This is a genomic window from Goodfellowiella coeruleoviolacea (assembly GCF_024171785.1).
GTDB lineage: Bacteria > Actinomycetota > Actinomycetes > Mycobacteriales > Pseudonocardiaceae > Goodfellowiella > Goodfellowiella coeruleoviolacea.
On record NZ_JAMTCK010000009.1, the window covers coordinates 120,310 to 142,982 of the forward strand.

Sequence of the window (22,673 nt, forward strand, 5' to 3'; positions counted from 1 at the left end):
TGGCAGGCGAGGTTACTTGGCAAGTCTCGTCCTGCCACAGAAAGACCCGTCCCCCTCTTCAGATCATGACCGACGTCAACAACGTCATGATCCGCAAACCCTGACTGTGGGAGCTGCTGGTTACTCGTCGTGGATGAGGTGCTTCAGCGCCTCTCAAACGCGGCCGCGCACAACCTCCGTACGCTGCGGCATGCATCCCGAGACAATATTTCGCGCACCGCGCGGTGTTCCGGTCGCTCGTCAAGTGCGGCCGCGAGACTGGCGCGGACGAGTCGGTGCGGGTTGTTAGCCAGGTTCAGTCCAAGATCCTGGTTTTCGGGCCGACGTGCCCACAAAACGGCGGCGAGCGCATGAACATGCTGATCGGGATGGCCGAGCGGAAGGTCGTGCACGTTCTCGGTCGCTCGTTCGAGGCTCCGCACAAGAACCGGTACCCGGACATCCACCCAGCCGGTGAGGAGTCGGACGGCGTGATCGCGTACGAACCGGCGTTCTTCGTCTGTCGACGCCAGCCACGAGCACGCGAAGACCGCCATGTCGGCGAGGGTGTCAGGGCCGAGGTCAAACCTGAGCATGCTCAAGGGGTGCCGCATGCCGGTCAGGGGCCAACCACTGGTGTTCGCATCCCGCTCACCACGTACGAACGGTCGCAACGCTTCGAAGAGCGCGCGTTGCTGCTCGGCAGCCAACCCGGGAGCCAGCATGGCCAACCCCTCCAGTGCTGTCCGCCGGTTTTCCGCGCAGTCACGAGAATCTTCAGCGTGACGAAGCAGGGACGCGGCGAACTCCGCTCGCACGTCGGGCTCCAAGAGATCGACGAGCAGTGGCCAGTCTCCGTAGCCCGCGTACAACCGCATCACCCCGGGTTGAGGTTCTGGACGAGCGATGATCCGCTTGGCGCGTTCTTGTGCGTGGGCTCGCACATCGTCGTTCGCATGTCCCGTCATCGCGAGCGCCAGATAGGCCGAATGGTTGTCCTTGGTGTTAGCAAACTTGGCCCCGACCAGCTCCGCGTTCGCTCGGAGTAGGGGAGCTCCTTTCTGCCCCAGCGCCACGTCGGCGTAGTCCTCGGAATGCAGTAGGCCGTCAAGCAATTGGTCGAGCGCCCGCTCAGTGAGCGCGGCGTGGATCTCCGCAATATCCACCAGCAATGTCGCGCTTCTGCGGAGCGACCAGGAACCCGTGACGTCGAGCACCGCTTCGGCCTGTGCCTCCGTGAGACATTGTCCCAGCGCGGCAAGCAGGCCGACAGCCTGACGGACGAGGTCATCAAACGGTGTTGAGGGCTGAGGGTTTCGCATGATGTCGAGCGCGAAATCGATCCAACCAGGCACGTCATCGTCGGCCAGAAGATCAGCACACGCTGCGGCTGCTGCGAGGGCCGCGCTCTGCTGGGCCGCTGCGCTTCCCACCGACTGGGCGGACCAGATCACAGTCGCATGTGGCAGCGCCTTGGCCACCTCGACCGCCTTGGTCCGCGCACCGGCCCACACCAACTCGTGCATGCCGTCGACAGGCTCTGCGTTGGCCGCCAGGAGCGCCCCGAGCTGGACAGCGGCATCCAACTCGCCGGCCACCCCCGCGCGCACATAGGCCTTCCACCTCCACTGCGACACCCGCCCCAACGCGGTGGGTCCCTTGCCCGTCAGCACGCTTCGCATCGCCAGCTCCTCGATCGCGTTACTGCCCGGCAGCCTGCTAGGTGACCCCAGCGGGCGCAGGTGTTGAGCCAGTGGATGTTGGTCGTCACCGTGGACGAACAAGCTGCCCAGCCTGCTTCGAACAACGCGAAGCGCGTAGAGCCAGTCCGCGGCCTCGTCGATCATGCCGACGACAAGCGCGTCAGCGATCGCCTCCTCGTACGCGTCTTTGGCGAGGAGGAGTTCGTTGGCCATCAGCAGTGAACGAGCACGCCTCGCAGTGATCCACGGAGCGTGCCAAGGAGCGAATTCCCGGCGGGCTCGTCGCTCTAGCTGCACCCACTGTCCGGTGATCTCAGCGAGACACATTCCGAGCCGAGCGACCAGTCGCTCTTCGGGCGAGTCCTGCCGCTCCCTGGTGTTTGCCAGCGCGGTCAGCACATCAAGCCGCTCGACCAGCACGTCTCCGCGACGAGCCGCAATCGCGTGTTCTGCCAGGAAGACAGCGGCATCAAGGCGATGTGGGTCACCGTCGACGAGTTCGTCGAATCGAGCGGCTGGATCATCGATCAACCAGGTATAGCCTCGGAAAATTTTCTCGCAGCTCAATGCGACTGCGAGCGCACGAGCGACACCCGGGTTCAGTCGACTATCAGGCACAGGCAGATCCGACTGGAGAACATGTGTACCTTCCGTGGCCGCCTCCCAGAACAGCGCGAGTGCGACTTCGGCAGCACCATTCAGGTCTCCCATCTTGGTCAGTGCATGTCCGAGAGCTCGTCGCATCTCCACGGCCGGTATGGCAAAGCCATTCTTCAGCAGAACGGCGACAATTTCGGCGTACAGCTCCGCGGACTCTGTCGAGTTGGTCGCCAGGAGAGCGCTCGCGCGTGATTCGACTGCATCCAGCCCGAGGTGGCGCAATGGTCCACGGGTCACTGCGGCGGCGAGCGCGTTCTGATCCACAGCAGTGTTGTCTGGGCTGAGCGTTGTAGGCGCGGAGCGCCCCGTGCGGGACAGATCACGCAGCAGGAGGGGGAACTCTCGCCTGGCTCGCGCTGCGTAGCGCATTGCCTCCTCACGGGATAGGCCCAGGGCCACAAACGCGTCGATTGCCTCCACCAACCCAACCGGTGGCAGGTGCAATCCGTCGTCGTGTGCCTCGCCGAGAAGCACGACGCGGTGTCCCGACGCAACGGTGGTGTCCAGCTCCTTCGAAGCGGCGATCAGGATCAGGTTCCGCTGGCTCTGCGCGTATCGATCCCAGGCTGGCTGGTCGGTTACCACACGGACGTCTGCGGCCAACGGGAGCAAAGCAGCCGCTGCGAAGGCGAGAGACTCCTCACGCGAGCCCCCACACACCTTCACCTCCGCTGGTCCCTGGGTAAGCGACGTTCGTAGTTCGATGGCGTGCTGTTCCCTGGCAGCGAACAGCACCTCAGTGGTGAACCGAGGATTCTCCCGTGTCCACTTCGCCCACCAGTCGTCCAGCCGCTCGCTACCGATCAACGCGATATGTGCGAATTCTGGCAGTTTCAACAGATCGCCGATTAGGCGCTCGTTATCCTGTGGAACGCTGCGGTAGGAGACGCGGCGGTACTGACGGCGCGCGAGATCCACGATCTCCTCAGGCAATTCTTCACTTGTGGGCATCTTCGCGCCGTCAACCAGGATGATGACGACCCTGCTGCAGGTGGAAAGGCCCTCGGCGATCTCACGACGCACCCAGTCGTCTGGCTCATCAAGCTTGCGGCCCCCGTGCTTGCCTTGCGTTTTCAGCCAGTGTGGCCCGATGACCACCAGCAATACCGGGCATTTGCGCACTTCGGCAAGAATGTCCACGTCGAATTCGTCTCCGAGCGGAATCGACTGGGGAGCGTAGAAGATCTCATGCTCTCCCATCGCATCCATGAGTACGGTGGCGATGGAACCAGCCGTGTATTCGACATCTCCGGTACGGTAGTTGACAAAAGCGGTTCTCATGAGGCGCTCCGATACCCAAGGTAGGCGGCCAGGCGCTTTTCGGCGGCGCGAGAACGCTGGACGCAGTCTTCGTATGACAGGCGGAGATCCGTGGCAACCACAGAGAGGTGAAGCTGTTCGATTCGGCTGCGTCCGATGACTTCCGCATCCAGCGGAGTGAGCACGCCGTCGTCGACCGCACGGCTGAGTACCAGATCAACATGGCCGTACCTGGTCAAGGGAACCGACCTGCCAGTGAACGACCGATCCTGGTCGCGTTCAACTCGAGGCAGTGTGGCCAGTGCCCGCTGATAGGCCATCCTCGGCAGCAAAGTGGACAATCCCCGCGTCTCGGGGGCGACGGCCTTCAGTGCCTCCAGGAACCCCACCACGACCTCAGACTCGACATCTCCACTATCGGCACGTGAATCGGCGGTGATGCGGCGGACGGCGCGCCGCAGGGCGGGCAGCATTACGCCGATGGAGCCAAGAGTCCAACGTTGTCCTCGTCCCTCAGAGTGGGCACACCGAACCAGTTCCGCCCAGACTGCGTCCTTGGTCTGTGGGTCGACCCGCCTGCCACGCAGCAAGTCGGCCAATTCGCTGAGACGGATGTCACGGGCGGGCAGAGTCCCACCGATCTTCCAGCCGTCCAGGGTCAACAGTGGTTTCTGGTCGTCCAAGGCGCGGAACTGCCGGTCGAGCGATACCAGGGTCGAGAAGTGTGCGCTGTGAAGCATCTACCGAACTCCGTCTTCCGATCGGCTGAGGGCTTGCCTGCACACACAGCATCTCGAGCACGATCGAATGCTGTAAAGCTGTTTCCCGTTTCCCACCGAGCAGGGCAACGGGAAACGGGTTGAACCCAGGCCTCTCGTTGGTCGAGAGTGAGAACGTGCTGGTCTTCATCAATTTCCAGAACACGGACGACCCGATGACCGCTGTCTTGTTGGACGAACGGCTGTCCGCTGAGTTTGGCCGGGAACAGGTCACCCGCTCGAGTAGATCGATCGGGCTGGGGGCCTACTTCGACGACACTCTTGACGATGCGGTTCAAAACTGCCTGGTCATGCTGGCCGTCATCGGGCCAAGGTGGGACACGAACGCCCTCCAGGAACCGGGAAACTGGGTACGCCGGGAAATTGCCCAGGCGTTGCGGAACAAGCAGACGCGGGTCATCCCCATCCTGGTTGGCGAGGCTCGGCTGCCACCAGTCGAGTCGTTACCAGAGGACATGGCGGACCTTCTCCGCTGCCAGAGCTTCCGGCTCCGCTCACGTGATGCGCACTACGCGCTCGACGCCCTGGTGGATCTTCTCCGCGAGGTAGAGCCAGAATTCAGTATCGGCAGGGTAGCTGGTCTGCAGGACGCCGCGATGTGGTGGCGAACCTACAGTGAACGGTCCGCTCTGCCGGCGGCGCTGCCGCTCGCCGGGCGAGATCAGGCGGTCGCGCAGGTGAAAACCTGGCTTGCTGAGAGTGCAAGCGTTCGAACACTGCGTGGACCTTCGCGTGAAGATGTGGCGGCCTTCGTGACCGCACTCGCGGTGCACGAACTAAAAACACGAGCGGTTTATGTGACAAGTCTAAACGGGTGGAACCAAGCCCTGAAGTTGCGGCCGCTGCTCATCGCCGTGTCGTGCGACGACATTGACGCGCAAGTCGGCGTGCGGGCAGGACATCACGTGTTGGTAGTCAGAGGGCTACTCGACGACGATCGCCACGTCGACATCAGTTTGCCCAGGCTACGGCGAGATCAGGTACGCGATCTGTTCATGGCCGAGGGAATGGCACTGGACCAGGCCAATGCCAAGGCAGGTGTGGCCCGGCGCAGCCTGCGCGCGCTGGCGCGACGGAGTGCGCCCGGATGGTCGGCGCCGCAGGTGCCAGACTTTGCCGCGCCGCTGATGCTGGTGGTCGCCTGGACGGCAAGTGACTGCGACCATCTGGCACGCCTGGTCGGTATGCCGTATGAACAGGTCGAACGCTTCGCGAATGGTGAGATTGGCGTCGACGATCCACTGGTTCACCGCTCGGGTAACCGATGGCAACTGACTGATCCCCTCGACGCCTGGGCGTTGCTGCATGACCGGCTCACCGAGCCAGACCTTGAACGTTGGCGCGAAACCGTGTGCGAGGTTTTCGCTGACGACACCGCATCAAGAGACTTACGCAAGGGGATCGCCAGGGGTTTGGCCATTGCCGGGACGGACGGCCACCCAATGGTGAAGCGAATCGTCATCGACATGCTGCGCCAAGCGGAAAGCGCTGAGCGATGGATCCGGCTGGCCGATGTGCTGCCCCAGCTCGCCGAGGCTGCGCCCACCGTTTTTCTGGACGCGGTGCTCCACCACCTGTCGGGTGAGTCCGGAGTGTTTCGGGCTATGTTCGCCGAAGGGATGCCTCACTCACCCTACGTGCACTTGTTGTGGGCGTTGGAAAGATTGTGCTGGCATCCTGACCACATCGGACTCAGCGTTCGTGCACTGGCGTGCTTGGCGGAGATCGACCCAGGTGGTCGATTGATGAACCGACCGATTCAATCGCTGAAGGACGTGCTTACTCCGTGGATGCCGTACACGGCGGCTAACCTCGAACATCGGCGCGCATTGGTGGACCAGTTGTGCCGACGACATCCCGAAGTCGGGTGGCGGCTCGTCGTAGAGTTGCTGTCGAACGATCGCGGATTGCATGTCGTAACTGATCGTCCCGAGTACCGGGAGTGGGAAACACCGGTGCTCCAGGCGTCGGGCAACGACTGGGTGGATGCGATCGACCACTTGGTGGACCGCGCCCTCGGTGAGCTGTCCCGGGCGCCTGCTCGCTGGCTCGACATCGTTCGTCAGATCAAGCATCTGCCGCCCCTGCAGCGTGACCGATTGATGACTGGGCTAGCCGAGGTGGACACCAGCAGGCTGACTGAGCAGCAGGCACTTGAACTGTGGTGGGCTGTCAGTGAGTTCGGACTTGCCCCAGACGCCGTTGCTGCCCTGGAACCGGTCGGCCTGCCGCAACGGCATGCCCCGCTGTTCAGAAAGACGAGGCGGGATGAACTGAAGACGGAGGAAAGGATCGCGGTCGTCGCTGACGTGCTCGCCGCACATGGTGTCAGCGGCTTGGCTCGCCTAGCCCTGTACAGCCCGTCGCCACGTCTTGTGGGAAGCGTCACGGCAGAGGTTAGCGGCCTCGAACTGTTCGAAGACATCCGGCCGCTGCTCGGCCTCGAAACGGCTGAAGGAGAGTTGGCCGCTGGTTGGCTTGAGCAGATAGCCAAGGCCCGAGGTGAGGAGGTGCTCGCTTATGCCGAGAAGCAGCTCGAGAGCTGGGAACCGAGGGTGCAGGCAGGCTTTTTGATCGAAATGACATGCACCGGTCGCGTGCTCGATGTGGTGGGCTCGGCGCCTTCCGAGGCGCAGGAACTCTTTTGGCGGCGTGTGCCACCTGTCCCTTCTCCGGGTGAGGAGGAGCGTTTGTTTCGTGGCCTGCTGGACAACGGTCAGTGCCTCCGTATGCTCCCGGCCCTAGAACTTGCCTTGCATCGTGAGGGTTGGAGACCACCAGCCGACTTAGTCGAGTATGCGCTGAAGCGCGCAGCACTCCGGCCGAAAGCGCTACCCGTGGGCCTGCACTGCACTGTTGGCGAGCTGCTGGACTTCCTAACTGTAAAGGCCGAGTCGTCGGCGCCATACCTGGAACTTGCCTTTCGGGGAGTACTCGACCGCAAACCGCGTGCATTGAATGCGTTGATTTCAACCTATCCCACAGCCTTTGTGGATCTTGTCAAGCTGGCGAAGCAGTCGACTGACAAGCAGTTTAGACATGAGGCTTGGGCGGTCCTGTTTCATTGCCGTAACGTCCCCGGCGAGCTGTGGATAGCAGAAGTGCGTCGGCTGCTCGCCGAGCACAACCTAAGTGGATTCGGCGAGGTGGTGATCGGGCAGATGCTGTCCGGCAGTCCAATGGGGCAGGATGGGGCGTGGCCTGCCGAACACGTACGAGACTTGCTCGACGGCTGCAGTGCGTACATGGCGCAGGGATTTGTTGCCGGCGCCGTCAACAACAGAGGATTGAGCGTTCGAGATCAGTTCTCAGGTGGAGAGCAGGAACGTGTGCTAGCGGGCCAATACGATAGATGGGCGGAGCAACTCAACATTCAGTGGCCTTTTGTGGCGCGCCTGCTCAGAGATTGCGCTGACAGCTTCCGCGATGACGCCGCGTATTGGGATCGGGATGCTGAGGATGAGCATGACAACTAGATTTTGTGAATCACGACAATGCTGACATCGGTCAGAGCCTGTTGCTGGGGGTGGGTCTTTTGATAGTAGGATGAGAATCACCAAGTACCTCGTTTGCTGTGGGAACGAGTACTCACAACCGTGTGTGAGTTGGTGGACCGCATTGCGTTGTCCGGAGTGGATGCTCGGCTGGAGCATGTCGGCGAACCGGTTCCGCTGCGCGCGATCGCGGAGCGGGCACTCCATCGCGTGGTGCAGGAGTCATTGACCAACGCCACCAAGCACGCGCCGGGCGCGCCGATCACCGTGCGCCTGGGTACGGCGCGGGCAAGGCCGTCGGGGACGTTGCCAACGGCGCACCGCCCGCTGGCGCGCCCCGCGGTGGGCAAGGGCGGCCGAGGACTGATCGACCTGGCGGAACGGGGTCGCGTCGCGGGCGGCGTGCTGACCGTGGGGCCGAGCGACAGCGGCTTCCGGGCCACGGCCGCCCTGCCGCATGGCGATGGGGTCCTTGTGGCGGGTCGAGCGGTTGAGCCGAGCCCCGCTTCGCTGGCGTTCGAGGCGGAGCAGCCGCAGGTTCGGTGGTAGCTGGCGAAGAGCGTCGCAAGTCCGGTGTGCCTGAGCCTCGCGGTCGTGGTGCTGGTGCTCGGCCTGCACGCGGTGTGGGGTACAACTCCGTGCTGGGCCAGGACGAGTACGCAGTCGGTGTACCGGCTGTGCTTCGTCCCGGACGTGCTGGTGGACAAGACGGTGGTCCCGGTCTCGCGGTGACTGTCCAGATCGGAATGGCGAAGGATCACGCCGAGCACGGCGTCGGCCTCGGCTGTCCGGACCACCACCGGACCACGGCGGCGGTTCATCTCCGTCACATCGGCATCGTCGTGGTGCGCCTTCCCGCTCTCCCGACTCGCGTTCTCGACGGGTGCGGTCGGTCGGGGACCGGCCAGGCCCGCACTGGTTCCGCGACCCGGTTTCCGGCTGTTCCCGGCACCGCCCGCCAGGTTCGCACCCTGCGCGGGCGTGTGTGTGATCACCGCGAGCGCGGGGCGTGGACGGTCAACCCGTCCATGCTATGGCCGTGCGCATATCGTCAGCGTATTGGAAAACGGATACGCGCTGGCAACACCACGCTCCCTTGACTGGGCGGCATGGCCCACAGCGAACCAGCGCGAACAGCGACTCGCCGCACCCGGTCACCGGTGTCCCCGTCCTCCTCGGTCGTTGCGACGACGGGCATCACGATCTACGGATGTGAGCAGGACGAGGCCGCCCTGTTCCGGGAGATGGCGCCTCGCTGCGGCGTTGTGCCAACCATCACGGAAGCCGCGGTGTCCGAGGCCAATGTCGAGCTGGCGTTCGGAAACCGGTGCGTCAGTGTTGGTCACAAGACTCGCGTCACCAACTCCACTCTGCTCGCGCTCGGCCGGGTCGGCGTGCGGTACGTCTCCACGAGGAGCGTGGGGTACGACCACATCGACGTGGAGTACGCGGAGAGCGTGGGCATCTCCGTGGAGAACGTCGCCTATTCGCCCGACAGTGTGGCCGACTACGCGCTGATGCTGATGCTCATGCTGGTGCGGAACGCGAGGACCACCGTCCGGCGGGTGGACGTTCACGACTACCGGTTGGCCGACGTACGTGGGAAAGAACTGCGCGACCTCACCGTCGGGGTGATCGGAACAGGGCGGATCGGCGTGGGAGTCGTGGAGCGGCTGCGGGGCTTCGGCTGCCGTGTGCTGGCCTGCGACAGCCGGCCCAGGGCCGCTGCCGACTACGTTCCTCTCGACGAACTGCTGCGGTTGAGCGACATCGTCACGCTCCACACCCCGCTGACCGCGGCCACGCACCACCTCCTCGATCGTCAGCGCATCGCGCGGATGAAGCACGGCGCGTTCGTCGTCAACACGGGCCGCGGATCCCTTGTGGACACCGAGGCCCTGGCCTCGGCGCTGGAAAGCGGCAGGTTGGGCGGTGCGGCGTTGGACGTCATCGAAGGAGAGGAGGGGATCTTCTACACCGACTGCCGGAACACGACCATCGAGAGTGGACCGCTGCTGCGGCTGCACGGAATGCCGAACGTGCTCATCAGTCCGCACACCGCCTACTACACGGACCACGCCCTGGGCGACATCGTGGAGAACACGCTCGTCAACTGCTTGAGATTCGAAAGTGGGGAACGACATGGGTAGGTTGAAGATCGGGATCATCTTCGGGGGAGTCGCCGAGGAACACCCCGTCTCGGTCAAGTCCGCGCGCGAGGTCGCGCGCAACCTCGACACGGAGAAGTACGAGCCGATCTGGATCGGGATCACCAAGAGCGGCGCCTGGATGCTCTGCGACGGCCCCGGCGCGGAGTGGGAGAGCGGCCACTGCCGTCCGGTCGTGCTGTCACCGGACAGCAGCCTGCACGGCCTGCTCGTGCTGGAGCAGGACCGGCACGAGGTGATCGGCCTCGACGTCGTGCTGCCCGTGCTGCACGGCAGGCTCGGTGAGGACGGTGCCGTGCAGGGTTTGCTGGAACTGGCCGGCATCCCCTACGTCGGCTGCGACGTCCAGACCTCGGCTCTGTGCATGGACAAGTCGCTCACCTACCTCGTCGCCAGGAGCGTGGGCATCGCGACGCCGAACTTCTGGACCGTCACCGAGAACGAGGACATCGATCCCGACCAGCTCAGCTATCCCGTCTTCGTCAAGCCGGCCCGTTCGGGTTCGTCCTACGGCGTCACCAAGGTGGAGCGCGCGGCGGACCTGCCGGACGCGGTGCGGACCGCACGGCAGTACGACTCGAAGGTGTTGGTGGAAGAGGCTGTCGCCGGCAGCGAGGTCGGATGCGCGATCTTGGGGAACGACCTGGTTCTGATCACCGGCGAGCTGGACCGGGTCGCCCTCTCGCACGGCTTCTTCCGGATCCACCAGGAGAGCGAACCCGAGACCGGTTCCGAGAACTCGACGTTCATCGTGCCAGCTGACATTCCGGCGGAGTCGCGCTCGCTCGTTCGCGAGACGGCGAAGGTCGTGTACCGCGCGCTGGGCTGCCGTGGACTGTCGCGTGTGGACATGTTCCTGAAGGACGACGGCACCGTGGTCCTCAACGAGGTCAACACCATGCCCGGGCTGACCTCCTACAGCCGATATCCGAGGATGATGGCGGCCGCGGGGATGCCGCTCGCCGAGGTGATCGACAAGATGGTGTCGCTGGCGCTGACGGGAAGGGTCCAGTGAGGGACGATTTCGTCTTCGTGGACGAGTGCGTGCCCGGGATACGGTGGGATGCCAAGTACGCCACGTGGGACAACTTCACCGGCAAACCGGTGGACGGGTACCTGGTGAACCGAGTTGTCGGGACGAGGGCCCTGTGCGCGGCCCTGGGGAAGGCGCAGGAGAAGGCCGAATCCCTCGGCTTTGGTCTGCTGCTGTGGGACGGCTACCGTCCGCAACGCGCCGTGGACTGCTTTCTGCGCTGGTCGCAACGACCAGAGGACGGTCGGACGAAGCCGCGGTACTACCCGAACATCGACCGGGCCGAGATGTTTGACAGGGGCTATGTGGCCGCCAGGTCGGGCCACAGCCGGGGTAGCACCGTTGACCTGACGCTCTACCACCTGGACACCGGTGAACTCGCGCTCATGGGCGGCCACCACGACCTGATGGATCCGATCTCGCACCACGGCGCGAGCGGAGTCACGCCGGTCGAGGCGCAGCACCGGCAGCACCTCTGCGCCATCATGGAGTCCTGTGGTTTCCGCCGCTACGACCGCGAGTGGTGGCATTACACGCTGGCCGACGAGCCTTATCCGGACACCTACTTCGACTTTCCCGTCGGGTAGCCGAGCCGGTCGGGGAAGTCGTGCCGCCGCGGGTCCGGACCGGGGCAACCGCGTTCGGGTCGGACCCGCGGCTGGCCGTTCGGACTCGGCCCGCCGGCCCGTGACACGAGGATCGTCATCGGTCGGGGTGCGGCGGTGCGGCGGGCAGTTCCACCGTGACGCGGAGCCCACCGCCGGGGCGGGGGCTGAGGGTGAGGGTTCCGTCGTGCGCTTGGGCGATGCTCTTGACGATGGCCAGGCCGAGGCCGACACTCGCGTGGCCGGAGCGGATGCGTTGGGTGCCGCGCTGGAACGGTTCGACAAGCGTGGAAACCAGTTGCGGGGTGAGCTTCTCGCCGGTGTTCTCCACGGTGAGCACCACGGTCCTGGGGCCAACGCTGGTCGTGACCCACACGGTGCCCTGTTCGGACAGGTTGTGCACGATCGCGTTGTGCACGAGGTTCGTCGTCATCTGCAGCAGGAGCGCGTGCGAGCCGATGGTGGGGGCGATCTCGCCGGAGGTCTCGATGGTGAGGCCGCGTTGCTCCGCGAGGGGGAGGAGGGTTTCCGAGGCTTCTTCCGCCGTGAGGGACAGGTCGACGTGTTCTCGGGTGAAGGACCGCTGGTTGGCGCGGCTGAGCAGGAGCAGTGCCTCGATGAGGTCGATCGCTCGGGTGTTGACGAAGTGGAGGCGGTCGACGAGTTCGCCGGTGTCGCGGTTCGGGTCGCTGCGCGCCACTTCGAGGAGTGTCTGCGTGATCGCCAGTGGGGTGCGCAGTTCGTGTGCGGCGTTGGCGGCGAACCTCCGCTGTTCGGCGTCGTGCGCTTCGAGCCGCGCGAGCATGGCGTCGAAGGCGTCGGCGAGTTCGCGGAACTCGTCCTTGCGGCCTTCCAACTGAATCCGGTGGGCGAGCGAACCGTTCGCGACCAGGCGGGTGGCGTTGGTGATGCGGGTCAGCGGCGCGAGCATGCTGCCGGCGAGGATCCAGCCTCCGACGAGGCCGAACACCAGCAGGAACACCAGCCCCGCGGCCGCCTTCGGGGCGAAGGCGCGCAACAGGTCGTAGCGGTCGGGCACGTACGACAGCCCGGCAGCACGACGGGCTTCGAACGACGGGTTGACGATCACCGCGGGTACGTACCGCAGCAGGTACACCCACACGACCACGAGCAGCAGGGCGCCAGCGAGCATGAGGAACCCGGCATAGCTGAGGGTGAGTTTCAGCCGGACGCTCAAGCCAGGCTTCCTGTTCACGACCCCTTCCCCCCACGTCCGGTGTCAGGTGCTGGGTCGATGCGGTAGCCGACGCCGGGCACGGTGGCGATGATCCAGGGTTCGCCGAGGCGCTTGCGCAGTGCTGACACGGTGATGCGCACCGCGTTGGTGAAGGGGTCGGCGTTCGCGTCCCACGCCTGTTCCAGCAGATCTTCCGCGCTGACCACACCGCCTTCGGCGGCGACGAGGACTTCGAGCACGGCGAACTGCTTGCGGGTGAGCGCGACGTAGCGGCCGTCCCGGTAGACCTCGCGGCGGAACGGATCCAGCCGCAGACCGGCGATCTCCCGCACCGGTGGCCTGTTGTGGGCGCGCCTGCGGTCGAGCGCTCTGAGCCGGAGCACGAGTTCCCGGAGTTCGAAGGGCTTGGTGAGGTAGTCGTCGGCGCCGAGTTCGAACCCGGTGACCTTGTCGTCGAGACGGTCGGCGGCGGTGAGCATGAGGATCGGCATTCCGCTGCCGGAGGCGACAATGCGTTCGGCGATCTCGTCACCGCTGGGGCCGGGAATGTCCCGGTCGAGGACGGCGATGTCGTAGGCGTTGGTGTGCAACAGTTCCAGCGCGGTGTCGCCGTCACCGGCGATGTCCGCCGCGATCGCTTCCAGGCGCAGGCCATCACGGATGGCTTCCGCCATGTACGGTTCGTCCTCGACGATCAACACACGCATCCTTCGATGCTACGAGCCGGCGCATATCGCCGGCATATCGAAAATCAGGTACGCGCCGGCAACACCGCGCTGCCTTCACTGGAGGCATGTCCCGCAGCGAACCAGCACGAACAGCGGCCCACCACACCCCGGTGCCGCCGGTCTCGTCCTCCTCGCCGGCCCGGCGTGCCCTCGGCGTGGCACACGGCGCTGTTCCTGCCCCCGTGCCGGTCTTCGATGACGAGACCCCGGCCGTGGCCAACCTCGATCCCGCTCTTCTCGGTGCGCTGCGCCGAGCTGCGATCGACGCCGAGGGCGACGGGGTCGAGATCTTCGTCAACGGTGGCTGGCGTTCCCGGGAATATCAGGAACAACTGCTCCGCGAGGCGATTGCGAAGTACGGCTCGGAAGAGGAAGCCGCCCGTTGGGTGTCCACTCCGGACAGGTCCGCGCACGTGTCGGGGGACGCGGTGGACGTCTGGCCCCCCGCTGCCAGGGCGTGGCTGTCCGAGCACGGCGCCAGGTACGGGCTCTGCCAGATCTACCGCAACGAGCCCTGGCACTACGAACTCCGCCCCGAAGCCGTCGAGGACGGCTGCCCGCCCATGTTCGCCGACGCCTCGCCCGATTCGAGGTCGCGGCGGTGACCGGCACGCGCGGCGTGTCCGACCGGGTCAGGAGTCGGGGCGGTTCTCGGTCGGGATGTCGAGGATGGCGAGGAAAGCGGTTGCCGCGGGGGTGCGGGTGAAGCGGCTCCACACGACGTACTCGACGCGGGTCGGCGCGTCGGTGACCTCGATGGTGGTCACGCCGGTGAGCTGCGGCACGTAGGCGGCGGGGAGCAGGCCGATGCCGAGGCCCTGCCCGACGAGTCGGGCGATCAGGTCCGCGGTGGTCACTTCGAAGGCGACGTCGCGGGTGAGGCCGGCGGCGGCGAAGGCCTGGTCGGACTGGGCGCGTCCGGCTGTTCCGGCCGGGAGGTCCACGAACACCTCGGTGGCCAGCCGGCGCAGGTTGACCGTGGGTTCGGTGGCGAGCGGGTGGTCCGGTGCGACCACGGCGACGAGTCGGCCGCGGGCGAGTGCGTGGGCGACGACGCCGTGGGGTTGCGCGGTGGTGGGCAGGCCGAGGAACGCCACGTCGGTGACGCCCTGCTTGACCTGCTCGACGAGGTCATCGCTGGCGCCCACGTGCAGGCTGATGCGCACCTGCGGGTAGCGCTGGCGGAACTCGCGCAGCGCGGCCGCGATGTCCACCGCGGCGACCGTGGGGATCAGGCCCACGGCGAGCCGGCCGCGCACCTCACCGACTGCGGCGGCGGCCTCGGCGACCGCGCGCTCGGCGGCGTCCAGGCACTGGCGGGCGGCCGGGAGGAACGCCGAGCCGGCCGGGGTCAGCCGCACCCGGCGGCTGGTGCGCTCGAACAGTTTCACGCCCAGTTCCCGTTCCAGCCGCGCGATCTGGTGACTGAGCGCGGACTGGACGACCAGGCAGCGTTCGGCGGCGCGGGTGAAGCTGTTGGTCTCGGCGACCGCGACGACGTAGCGCAGCTGCTGGAGTTCCACGAATCTATCTTGGTTCGCGATCGATGGAATGACAAACATGTGTTGGACTCATTGATCGCGTCCGGGTGGAATTGCCGGCGTGACAAGTACAGCAGCACCGGAGGTTTCGCCAGGCGAAGCCGGTAGCGGTGCGTTCAACGGAAAGCTGTCGCGCACCGCGCTGACGGCGATCGCCCCCGTGGTGTGGGGCACGACCTATGTCGTCACCACCGAACTGCTCCCGCCGGGACACCCGCTGTTCGCGGGCCTGCTGCGCGCGTTGCCCGCCGGCCTGATCGCGCTGGCGCTCACCCGGACGCTGCCGAGGGGCGCGTGGTGGGGGAAGGCCGCGGTGCTCGGTGTGCTGAACATCGGGTTGTTCCTGCCACTGCTGTTCATCGCGGCCGAGCACCTGCCGGGCGGGGTTGCCGCGACCCTGGGGGCGGCCCAGCCGCTCATCGTCGCCGTCCTCGCGGTCACCGTGCTCCACGAGCGCCTGTCCGGCTGGCGCCTCGCCTGGGGTGTGGTGGGGGTCGTCGGCGTCGGCCTGGTGGTGGTCGGGCCGAACGCGGCGCTCGACGTCGCCGGGATCGTGGCGGGCCTGGCCGGCGCGGCCTCGATGGCGCTCGGGGTGACGCTCACCAAGCGCTGGGGACGGCCGCCCGAGGTCGGTCCGCTGGCCTTCACCGGCTGGCAGCTCACCGCGGGCGGCCTGTTCCTGGTGCCGGTCACCTTCCTGGTGGAGGGCGCGCCACCCGCGATCGACCTGAGCGCCACCCTCGGCTACCTCTGGCTGGGCCTGGTCGGCGGGCTGCTCACCTACATGCTGTGGTTCCGCGGCATCACCACCTTGCCGGTCACCTCCGTGGCGGTGCTCGGCCTGCTGTCGCCGCTGGTCGCCGCCGTGCTCGGCGCCGTCCTGCTCGGCCAGACCCTCGGCCCGGTCCAACTCGTGGGCTTCGGGTTCTCCCTCGCCGCGATCCTCGCGGGACAACTGCCCGCACCCTCCTCGGTTTCCACCCGCACAACGACAAGGACACCTTGATGAAGATCGCCGTTGTCGGAGCCGCCGGCATGGTCGGCTCGCGCGTCGTCACCGAAGCCGTGCGCCGCGGCCACGACCTCGTCGCGGTGTTCCGGAACACGCGGTCGGTCGTGCCGCCACCCGACGTGACCGCCGTGGCGGGCGACGCGAACGACCCGGACCGGATGAGCGCGCTGTTCGCCGGCACCGACGCCGTCGTGGCCGCGACCCGTCCCGCCCCCGGGCAGGAGCACACCGTCACCGCGACCACGACGGCTCTGCTCGACGCGGCCGCGACGGCCGGGACCCGCATCCTCGTCGTCGGTGGCGCCGCGCCCCTGCGCCTCCCGGAACACCCCGACCGGCTCGTCCTCGACAGCCCGCGGTACGTGCCGGCCGCGGTGCGCACCATCGCCGCGGCCAGCGCCGCGCAACTGGACGCCTGTCGAGCACACCCGGCCAACTGGGTCTACCTGAGCCCGCCCGCCATCCTCGAACCGGGGCGCCGCACCGGGAGCTACCGACGCGGTACCACCACCCTCGTCACCGGCCCCGACGGCACGGCCCACATCTCCGCCGAAGACCTCGCCGTGGCCGTCCTGGACGAACTGGAGAACCCGCGCGGCGACAAGCACTTCACCGTCGGCTACTAGCGGAGTGCCCGCCTGACCGGGCGAACGCCGCTGGCCGCCACCTCGCCGGACGCCCGCGGCGCCCGCCGGTGCGGCCCCAGCGGCCTCGGGCACCTGGCCGGCCCGCCCGCCGAGCAGGCCGTCCACTCCCGGCTGCGCGGCGCGGACGACGCCGACCGCGTCTGGCGGATCTCCGGGACCCTCACCCACACCTGCTTCCCGGTCGTCGGGTCCGCCCGGCCCGGGCTCCCGCTCAGGTGAACAGGCGCAGGCACACGAAGGCGGTGGTGCCGATCAGGAGGGTGGAGCACAGGCCGAGCAGCACCGCCCGTGCGCCGGTGCGCACCAGGGCGGGGATCCGCACGGTGGTGCCCAGCGCGAACAGGGCCGCCGCCAGCAGCAGGGTGGTGAGCGTGGCGGCGCCGTCGAGCACCGGCGCCGGCAGCAGCCCGGTGCTGCGCACGGCGATCATGGCCAGGAACCCGACGAGGAACAGGGGCACGACCGGCGGGCGCCTGCCGCCGGTGTCGGGGCAACGCCTGCGCTCGGCCATGCCGACGACGGCCACGAGCGGTGCGAGCAGGACCACGCGCCCGAGCTTGACGATCACCGCCGTGGTCACCGCGGCCGCCCCGGCCGGCGAGGCCGCGGCGACGACCTGTGCGACCTCGTGCACGGACATGCCGGCCCACGAGCCCAGCCCGGGGCCGGCGAGCCCGAGCCAGGCGCCGACCGCGGGCACGGCCGCGATGGCCAGCCCGCCGTAGAGGGTCACCAGCGCGACGGACGTGGCGACGTCCTCGTCCTCGGCGTCGACGACGCCTTCCACCGCCGCGATCGCCGAGGCGCCGCAGATGGAGAAACCGGTGGCCACCAGCAGGTTCAGTCCGCGCGACACACCGAGCAGCCGGCCGAGCAGCAGGGTGCCGAGGAAGGTCACCACGACGGTGGACACCACGGCCCCGAGCGTGCCGAGGCCCAGGCCGAGCAGCCGGGTCACCGACAGTTGCAGCCCGAGCAGCACCACGCCGACGCGCAGCAGCCGGCGCGTGGCCCAGGCCAGTCCCGGGCGCGCCGAGGGGGGCAGCAGGGGCAGGTGGCCGGCGAGCACACCGAGCACCACGGCCAGGACGAGCGCGCTCACGGCCGGGAGCACGAGGCTGAGGGCGTACGCGGCGGCGACGCCGACCGCGGTCACCAGCACGCCGGGGACCAGTCGCGCGGGGGTGCCGCGCGGCGTGGGGTGTGGTGTGTGAGCCGAGGTGGTGGTGGCCATGCCGGCAAGCCTGCTGCGCGCTGCCGGGAGCCGGTAGCCGGTGTTCGGGCAGGTGCTCATACCCTCGGGGTATGACTGTCGACGTCGCGTCGCTGCGACTGCTGGTGCTGGTGCGCGATCTGGGCAGCCTGGGCCGGGCGGCCGAGGAGCTGGGGATCGCCCAGCCGTCGGCGAGCAAGCGGATCTCCACCCTGGAGCGCAGGCTGGGTCTGGTGCTGGTGGACCGCACGCGGCGCGGTTCGCGCCTGACCCCGTCCGGGTGCGCGGTGGTGGACTCGGCGCAGCGGGTGCTCGACGAGGTCGACGGGCTGCTCACCCGCGCCGAGGCGCTGCGCGGCAAGCGCGACGCGGAGCTGCGGGTGGCCGCGAGCATGACGATCGCCGAGCACTTCGCGCCCGTGTGGGTGGGTGAGCTGCGCCGGCGGCGGCCCGAGCTGTACCTGGGCCTGCAGGTGACGAACTCCGAGCACGTGGTCGAGCTGGTCACGGCGGGCGAGATCGACCTGGGGTTCATCGAGTCGCCGAGCGCGCCGAAGGGCCTGTCCAGCAGGACGGTCGCCGCTGATCACCTGGTGGTCGTGGTGCCCCCGAAGCACCCGTGGGCGCGGCGGAAGCGGCCGCTGCGGCCCGCCGAACTCGCGGCCACACCGCTCGTGGTGCGCGAGCCCGGCTCGGGCACCCGGGAAACCGCGGAGCGGGCGTTCCGGCACGCCGGAGCCGGCCAGCTCCAGCCGCACGTGGAACTCGGCTCGGCGGCGTCGGTGCGCAGCGCGGTCGTCGCGGGCACGGGGCCCGCGATCATCAGTGAGCTGGTCGTCGCCACCGACCTGGCCGAGGGCCGACTGGTCCGGGTGCCGGTCGAGGGGATGGACTTCTCCCGCGTGCTGCGCGCGGTCTGGCCCGGCGGGCGCCGCCTCGTCGGACCGGCGGCCGAACTGCTCGCGCTGACCACCCGGGGCGGCGGGTCCGCTCGCTGAGCGGCCGGGGATGGCGGACTCACCCGCGGGACGACCTACCGGGACGCGCCGGGGGCATCCCGCCGTGCTGGCCGAGAGGCAAGCCGGTAGGCGGTCGTCCACCAGGCTGGGACCGCGTACCGGCTCACCGGACGGCGCGTCAGAGCGCGGGGGCGTTGACGCGGACGAACTCGGTCAGCGGCAGCGGCGTGACCTGCGGGTACCTGGCGTTGTCCAGGGTGTCGAACTTGGCCTTGCCGGTCACCATGCACCACTGGTACTGCAGCGCCACGTAGTCGAACGGGTTCTGGGTGAGCGCCGCCTGGCGGTTGATCTCCGCACGCAGTTCGTCGGCGCTGCCGAGGTTGACCAGGCGCAGGGTGCGACCGGAGCCGCGCTGGACCGCGTCGTGGAACTGGCGCATCGACACGACCTCACCGGCGAAGCGCAGCGTGCCGGTGGCGGTCGGGTCGAGGGCGACGGCGGCGGTGTAGGCGGCGGTGTCGGGCACCGAGGTCAGGTCGAGCGGCTGGTCGGGGTCTCCCCAGTGGGACAGGGTGCCCTGCTCCCAGTCGATGAGCCCCATGAAGCCGGTCATCACCTCGTAGAAGGCCCCGTTGAGCACGGAGACCACCTCAAGGCTGGTGTCGACGCGCGCGGCCTGCCGGCGCCAGCCGATCATGACGTTGTCGTCGTCGTCCAGTTTGGTGATGTCGATGGCGAAGTCGGACGGGATGAACCGCTGGACGCCGGCCTTCTCCGCGGCACGCAGGAGGTTGGTCTGCGCGTCCACGATCACGTCGGGGCCGCCCTGGACGGCGGAGATCACGGTCGTGGCGTCGCCGATGGCCTCGGCCAGCTGCTCGGCCGGATCGGTGATGTCGCCCTCGACCACCTCCAGGCCGTCGGCCTGCAGGGCGGTCAGGGAGTTCAGCTTCTCCTCGCTGGTGCCGGGCCGCACCAGGGCCCGCACGGGGGCGTCCTGGTCGAGGAGGGCCTGCACGATCTGGCCGCCGAGCATTCCGGTGGCACCGACGACGAAGATCTTGGGAGCAGCGGACATGGTGGGTGGACTCCTTGCTAGAAACCGGTTGTGCTGTTCACCCGCGGGTTCCGTGCCGGGACCGGCGGGGCGTTTCGGGATGTGGTCAGGGGATGAGCAGGGTCTTGCCGACGGTCTCGCGCGCCTCGATGGCGGCATGCGCGTCGGCCGCCCGCTCCAGCGGGAAGCGTTGGCCGATCACCGGGGTGAGCTGTCCGGCCGCGGCCAGCTGCAGGACCTCGGTCGCCAGGTCGCGGGCGAGGGCGGGCCTGCTCCAGAGGTGGCCCGCGCTGAACCCGGTCAGGGTCAGGCCCCGGCCGACCAGTTCCATGGGTCGCACATCCAGCGGTGTGCCGCTGGAGAAGCCGAACGCGATCTGGCGCCCGGAAGCCGGGGTGAGCAGCTCGAACGATTCGCGGCCGAGCGGTCCGCCGACGTGGTCGAAGACCACGTCCAGCGAGCCGCCCACGGCGTCGCGAGCCTGGCCCGCCCAGTTGGTGAGGGTGTAGTCCACCACGTGGTCGGCGCCCAGCTCGCGGAGCAGGGCGAGCTTGCGCTCGCCTCGGGCCGCCGCGACGACCGTTGCCCCGGCCCGCTTGAGCAGCTGCACCAGGATCGTGCCGACGGCACCCGCGGCCGCCAGCACCAGGACCCGGTCACCCGCGCTCACCCGGGCCGCCCCGACCAGGCCCTGGGCCGTGACGCCGTACCGGTAGAGGGCGACGGCCTCGGGCAGACCGACGTTGTCGACGACCGGGACGAGGGAGCCGGCGGGGACGACGGCGGTCTCGGCGTACCCGCCCAAGCCCGTGGTGCTGGCCAGGACCCGGGCGCCGATCAGGGAGATGTCGCCGCCGGGACCGACTTCGGTGACCTGCCCGGCGATCTCCTTGCCGAGGATCACCGGCAGGGGCGCGCCGCCGAGCGCGCCGCGCATCGTCCCCGCGCGGACCTGTGTCTCCAGGAACTGGACGCCGACCGCGGCCACCTGCACGGCGACCTCGCCCGCCGCCGGTACCGGTGTGGGCACGTCCGCGACGCGCAGGTGGGCCGGAGGCCCGAACTCGTGCAGCACAACGGCACGCATGTACATCACTTCCTTGGTGGGAACGCGGTGTTGGGTGTGCGCGACGACGGGGACGCGCGGTCGGCCGCGCCGTGTTCGCGGCGCGAGAACCGGGACCAGCGGGGACTACGGCAGCCCTGGTCCGGGCCGAGGGAAGACGGCGCCCGCCGAGCGGCGTGCGGCAGCGGCGGCACCGGACTTCTCCGTGGCCGCGGTCGCGGGTGTCGAGACGGTCAGCGACAGGACCGTTCCGGGCTCACTGCCCCTTCTTGATCGCTTGGCTGAGCGCGCTGAGGCTCGCGGCCAGTTGCTCGATGTCAGCCTCCTCCCAGTCGGCCAACAGGGCGGCGATGGCGGACGTGCGCGCCTTCCAGAGCTTGCTGATGGCGAGCTTGCCGGCCCGGGTGACGCTGACCAGTTGGGCCCGGGCGTCGGTCGGATCGGGCTGACGTTCGATGAACCCGCGTGACTCCAGGCGCTTGGCCGGCGGCGACAGGGTGGACTTGTCCACCTCCATCAGTTCCGCCAGGACCGACAGCCGCACCGGCGCGTGCAGCGACACCTGGGCCAGCAGGGTGTAGTCCCCCAAGGACAGCTCCAGCCCGGAAGAGGCCATGATCCTGCGCCGCGTGGCCGGGGAGAACATCCAGTTGCCCACCGTGGCCAGCGCCGCCGCCACTCCGTCGACGGCCGCGCGCTGCGGGCGGGGTGGGCTGTCCTCGCCGCCTGACGCCTGTTCCATCCGCACCCCATCCCCGAAACGGTTGGTTGGTTCAAACCAACTATGTACCAAGCGGCGACCGGATGCAAGTGCGTCACCGTCGACCTTGCCCTGGCAGTGGACCGGCAGGGGCTCCGGAAGCGCCGAGGGTTTAAGAAAATTAAGGTGGAACTCTTGAAAGTTGAAGTCCTGGGGCGTAAAACTTGAGATATGACAGAGCGGGCCAGGGACTGGCAGGAACTCACGAACCTGACCCAGGGCCAGCCGTTCGTTGTCGAGCGAGTGCGCCTGGCCGGTAGCGGCATCGCGATCGAGGGCGAGTTCGAGCTGCCGCAACTGGCTCAGCTCACCGTCGAGGACCAGGTCTTCGTCACGGCGTTCGTGCGGTGCCACGGTTCCATCAAGGAGATGGAGCGGATCTTCGGGGTGAGCTACCCCACGGTCAAATCCCGGCTGAACCGGATCACCCGGCTGCTCGACTTCGTCGAGACCGATCCGGCGCCGCCGCCGGCGGAGGTCATCAACCGGTTGCGCCGTGGCGAGATCACCACCCAGCAGGCATTGTCCGAACTGGAGGGACGCGGGTGATGCCGCAGTTGGTGACCGTGCGGGTCACCCGGGTGAACCGTCGCCCCGTCCGGATCTGGGTACCGGTGCTGCCCGTGGTGCTCGTGCTCGCACCGGTCCTGGTCCTGGCCGTGCTGGCGGCGGCCGCGGCCTGCCGCGTGTACCGGATCAGCGTGGCGCGGGCGCTGGGCAGCGGTTGGCGCGTGATCTCCGCGTTGCCCGGCACCCAGCTCGACATCGGGCTGGGCCGCTCGGCCGTGCTCGTCACCATCCGATAGGA

The 22,673-nt window shown here is 67.9% G+C and carries 21 protein-coding genes; 12 read left to right on the forward strand and 9 right to left on the reverse strand.

Annotated features, from left to right (window positions below):
* Nucleotides 1–143: 143 nt before the first annotated feature.
* Complete coding sequence (locus LX83_RS20195) at nucleotides 144–3,623, reverse strand: hypothetical protein (protein WP_253773708.1); 3,480 nt, start codon at nucleotides 3,621–3,623, stop codon at nucleotides 144–146.
* Nucleotides 3,620–4,342, reverse strand: coding sequence for a hypothetical protein (locus LX83_RS20200; RefSeq protein WP_253773710.1), 723 nt, complete (start codon nucleotides 4,340–4,342; stop codon nucleotides 3,620–3,622). The genes LX83_RS20195 and LX83_RS20200 overlap by 4 nt, the downstream gene beginning before the upstream one ends.
* 155 nt (nucleotides 4,343–4,497) lie before the next feature.
* On the opposite strand from LX83_RS20200, the gene LX83_RS20205 reads away from it, so the two are divergent.
* The 6 genes from LX83_RS20205 to vanX all read left to right on the forward strand — a co-directional run bounded on the left by LX83_RS20205 (nucleotide 4,498) and on the right by vanX (nucleotide 11,663).
* Nucleotides 4,498–7,857, forward strand: coding sequence for a toll/interleukin-1 receptor domain-containing protein (locus LX83_RS20205; protein ID WP_253773712.1), 3,360 nt, complete (start codon nucleotides 4,498–4,500; stop codon nucleotides 7,855–7,857).
* A gap of 129 nt (nucleotides 7,858–7,986) precedes the next feature.
* On the forward strand, nucleotides 7,987–8,424 hold the full coding sequence (locus tag LX83_RS20210; RefSeq protein ID WP_253773714.1) for a sensor histidine kinase: 438 nt from the start codon (nucleotides 7,987–7,989) through the stop codon (nucleotides 8,422–8,424).
* A gap of 24 nt (nucleotides 8,425–8,448) precedes the next feature.
* A complete protein-coding gene (locus LX83_RS20215; RefSeq protein ID WP_253773716.1) occupies nucleotides 8,449–8,607 on the forward strand; it encodes a hypothetical protein in 159 nt (52 codons plus the stop codon).
* 464 nt (nucleotides 8,608–9,071) lie between these two features.
* Nucleotides 9,072–10,025 (forward strand): D-isomer specific 2-hydroxyacid dehydrogenase family protein, encoded by a 954-nt coding sequence (locus tag LX83_RS20220; protein WP_308204017.1) that lies wholly within the window; start codon nucleotides 9,072–9,074, stop codon nucleotides 10,023–10,025.
* Entirely contained in the window at nucleotides 10,018–11,058 is a 1,041-nt protein-coding gene (gene vanA, locus LX83_RS20225) for a D-alanine--(R)-lactate ligase (RefSeq protein WP_253773718.1), read from the forward strand. Before LX83_RS20220 ends, vanA begins: the two co-directional genes overlap by 8 nt.
* Nucleotides 11,055–11,663 carry a D-Ala-D-Ala dipeptidase VanX gene (gene vanX, locus LX83_RS20230; RefSeq protein ID WP_253773720.1) on the forward strand — a complete coding sequence of 203 codons (609 nt, stop codon included), beginning with the start codon at nucleotides 11,055–11,057 and terminating at the stop codon, nucleotides 11,661–11,663. Before vanA ends, vanX begins: the two co-directional genes overlap by 4 nt.
* 115 nt (nucleotides 11,664–11,778) lie before the next feature.
* On the opposite strand, the gene LX83_RS20235 is transcribed toward vanX, so the two are convergent.
* Nucleotides 11,779–12,897, reverse strand: a complete 1,119-nt coding sequence (locus LX83_RS20235) for a sensor histidine kinase (protein WP_253773722.1) — start codon at nucleotides 12,895–12,897, stop codon at nucleotides 11,779–11,781.
* Entirely contained in the window at nucleotides 12,894–13,586 is a 693-nt protein-coding gene (locus LX83_RS20240; protein ID WP_253773724.1) for a response regulator transcription factor, read from the reverse strand. The genes LX83_RS20235 and LX83_RS20240 overlap by 4 nt, the downstream gene beginning before the upstream one ends.
* A gap of 86 nt (nucleotides 13,587–13,672) precedes the next feature.
* Between LX83_RS20240 and LX83_RS20245 the strand changes: the two genes are divergently transcribed.
* Nucleotides 13,673–14,212: a M15 family metallopeptidase gene (locus LX83_RS20245; RefSeq protein WP_253773726.1), complete on the forward strand. Its 540-nt coding sequence runs from the start codon at nucleotides 13,673–13,675 to the stop codon at nucleotides 14,210–14,212.
* A 27-nt stretch (nucleotides 14,213–14,239) separates the two neighbouring features.
* Here LX83_RS20245 and LX83_RS20250 read toward each other — a convergent pair whose 3' ends face one another.
* Nucleotides 14,240–15,130 (reverse strand): LysR family transcriptional regulator, encoded by an 891-nt coding sequence (locus tag LX83_RS20250; protein ID WP_253773728.1) that lies wholly within the window; start codon nucleotides 15,128–15,130, stop codon nucleotides 14,240–14,242.
* 145 nt (nucleotides 15,131–15,275) lie between these two features.
* Between LX83_RS20250 and LX83_RS20255 the strand changes: the two genes are divergently transcribed.
* Nucleotides 15,276–16,154, forward strand: coding sequence for an EamA family transporter (locus tag LX83_RS20255; protein ID WP_301328614.1), 879 nt, complete (start codon nucleotides 15,276–15,278; stop codon nucleotides 16,152–16,154).
* On the forward strand, nucleotides 16,154–16,786 hold the full coding sequence (locus LX83_RS20260; RefSeq protein WP_253773730.1) for an NAD(P)-dependent oxidoreductase: 633 nt from the start codon (nucleotides 16,154–16,156) through the stop codon (nucleotides 16,784–16,786). Before LX83_RS20255 ends, LX83_RS20260 begins: the two co-directional genes overlap by 1 nt.
* Nucleotides 16,787–17,018: 232 nt before the next feature.
* On the opposite strand, the gene LX83_RS20265 is transcribed toward LX83_RS20260, so the two are convergent.
* Nucleotides 17,019–18,101 carry a YeiH family protein gene (locus LX83_RS20265; RefSeq protein ID WP_407649629.1) on the reverse strand — a complete coding sequence of 361 codons (1,083 nt, stop codon included), beginning with the start codon at nucleotides 18,099–18,101 and terminating at the stop codon, nucleotides 17,019–17,021.
* An 11-nt stretch (nucleotides 18,102–18,112) separates the two neighbouring features.
* Between LX83_RS20265 and LX83_RS20270 the strand changes: the two genes are divergently transcribed.
* Nucleotides 18,113–19,018, forward strand: coding sequence for a LysR family transcriptional regulator (locus tag LX83_RS20270; RefSeq protein ID WP_253773732.1), 906 nt, complete (start codon nucleotides 18,113–18,115; stop codon nucleotides 19,016–19,018).
* 139 nt (nucleotides 19,019–19,157) lie between these two features.
* Here the strand turns inward: LX83_RS20270 and LX83_RS20275 are convergent, their stop codons facing one another.
* The 3 genes from LX83_RS20275 to LX83_RS20285 form a co-directional block, all read right to left on the reverse strand.
* Nucleotides 19,158–20,060 (reverse strand): NmrA family NAD(P)-binding protein, encoded by a 903-nt coding sequence (locus LX83_RS20275; protein WP_253773734.1) that lies wholly within the window; start codon nucleotides 20,058–20,060, stop codon nucleotides 19,158–19,160.
* 85 nt (nucleotides 20,061–20,145) lie between these two features.
* On the reverse strand, nucleotides 20,146–21,126 hold the full coding sequence (locus LX83_RS20280; protein WP_253773736.1) for a zinc-binding dehydrogenase: 981 nt from the start codon (nucleotides 21,124–21,126) through the stop codon (nucleotides 20,146–20,148).
* Between the two features lie 235 nt (nucleotides 21,127–21,361).
* Nucleotides 21,362–21,847 (reverse strand): MarR family winged helix-turn-helix transcriptional regulator, encoded by a 486-nt coding sequence (locus LX83_RS20285; RefSeq protein ID WP_253773738.1) that lies wholly within the window; start codon nucleotides 21,845–21,847, stop codon nucleotides 21,362–21,364.
* 189 nt (nucleotides 21,848–22,036) lie between these two features.
* Between LX83_RS20285 and LX83_RS20290 the strand changes: the two genes are divergently transcribed.
* Both LX83_RS20290 and LX83_RS20295 read left to right on the forward strand, forming a co-directional pair.
* Entirely contained in the window at nucleotides 22,037–22,414 is a 378-nt protein-coding gene (locus LX83_RS20290) for a DUF2089 domain-containing protein (protein ID WP_253773741.1), read from the forward strand.
* On the forward strand, nucleotides 22,414–22,671 hold the full coding sequence (locus LX83_RS20295) for a hypothetical protein (RefSeq protein WP_253773743.1): 258 nt from the start codon (nucleotides 22,414–22,416) through the stop codon (nucleotides 22,669–22,671). The genes LX83_RS20290 and LX83_RS20295 overlap by 1 nt, the downstream gene beginning before the upstream one ends.
* Nucleotides 22,672–22,673 lie beyond the last annotated feature (2 nt).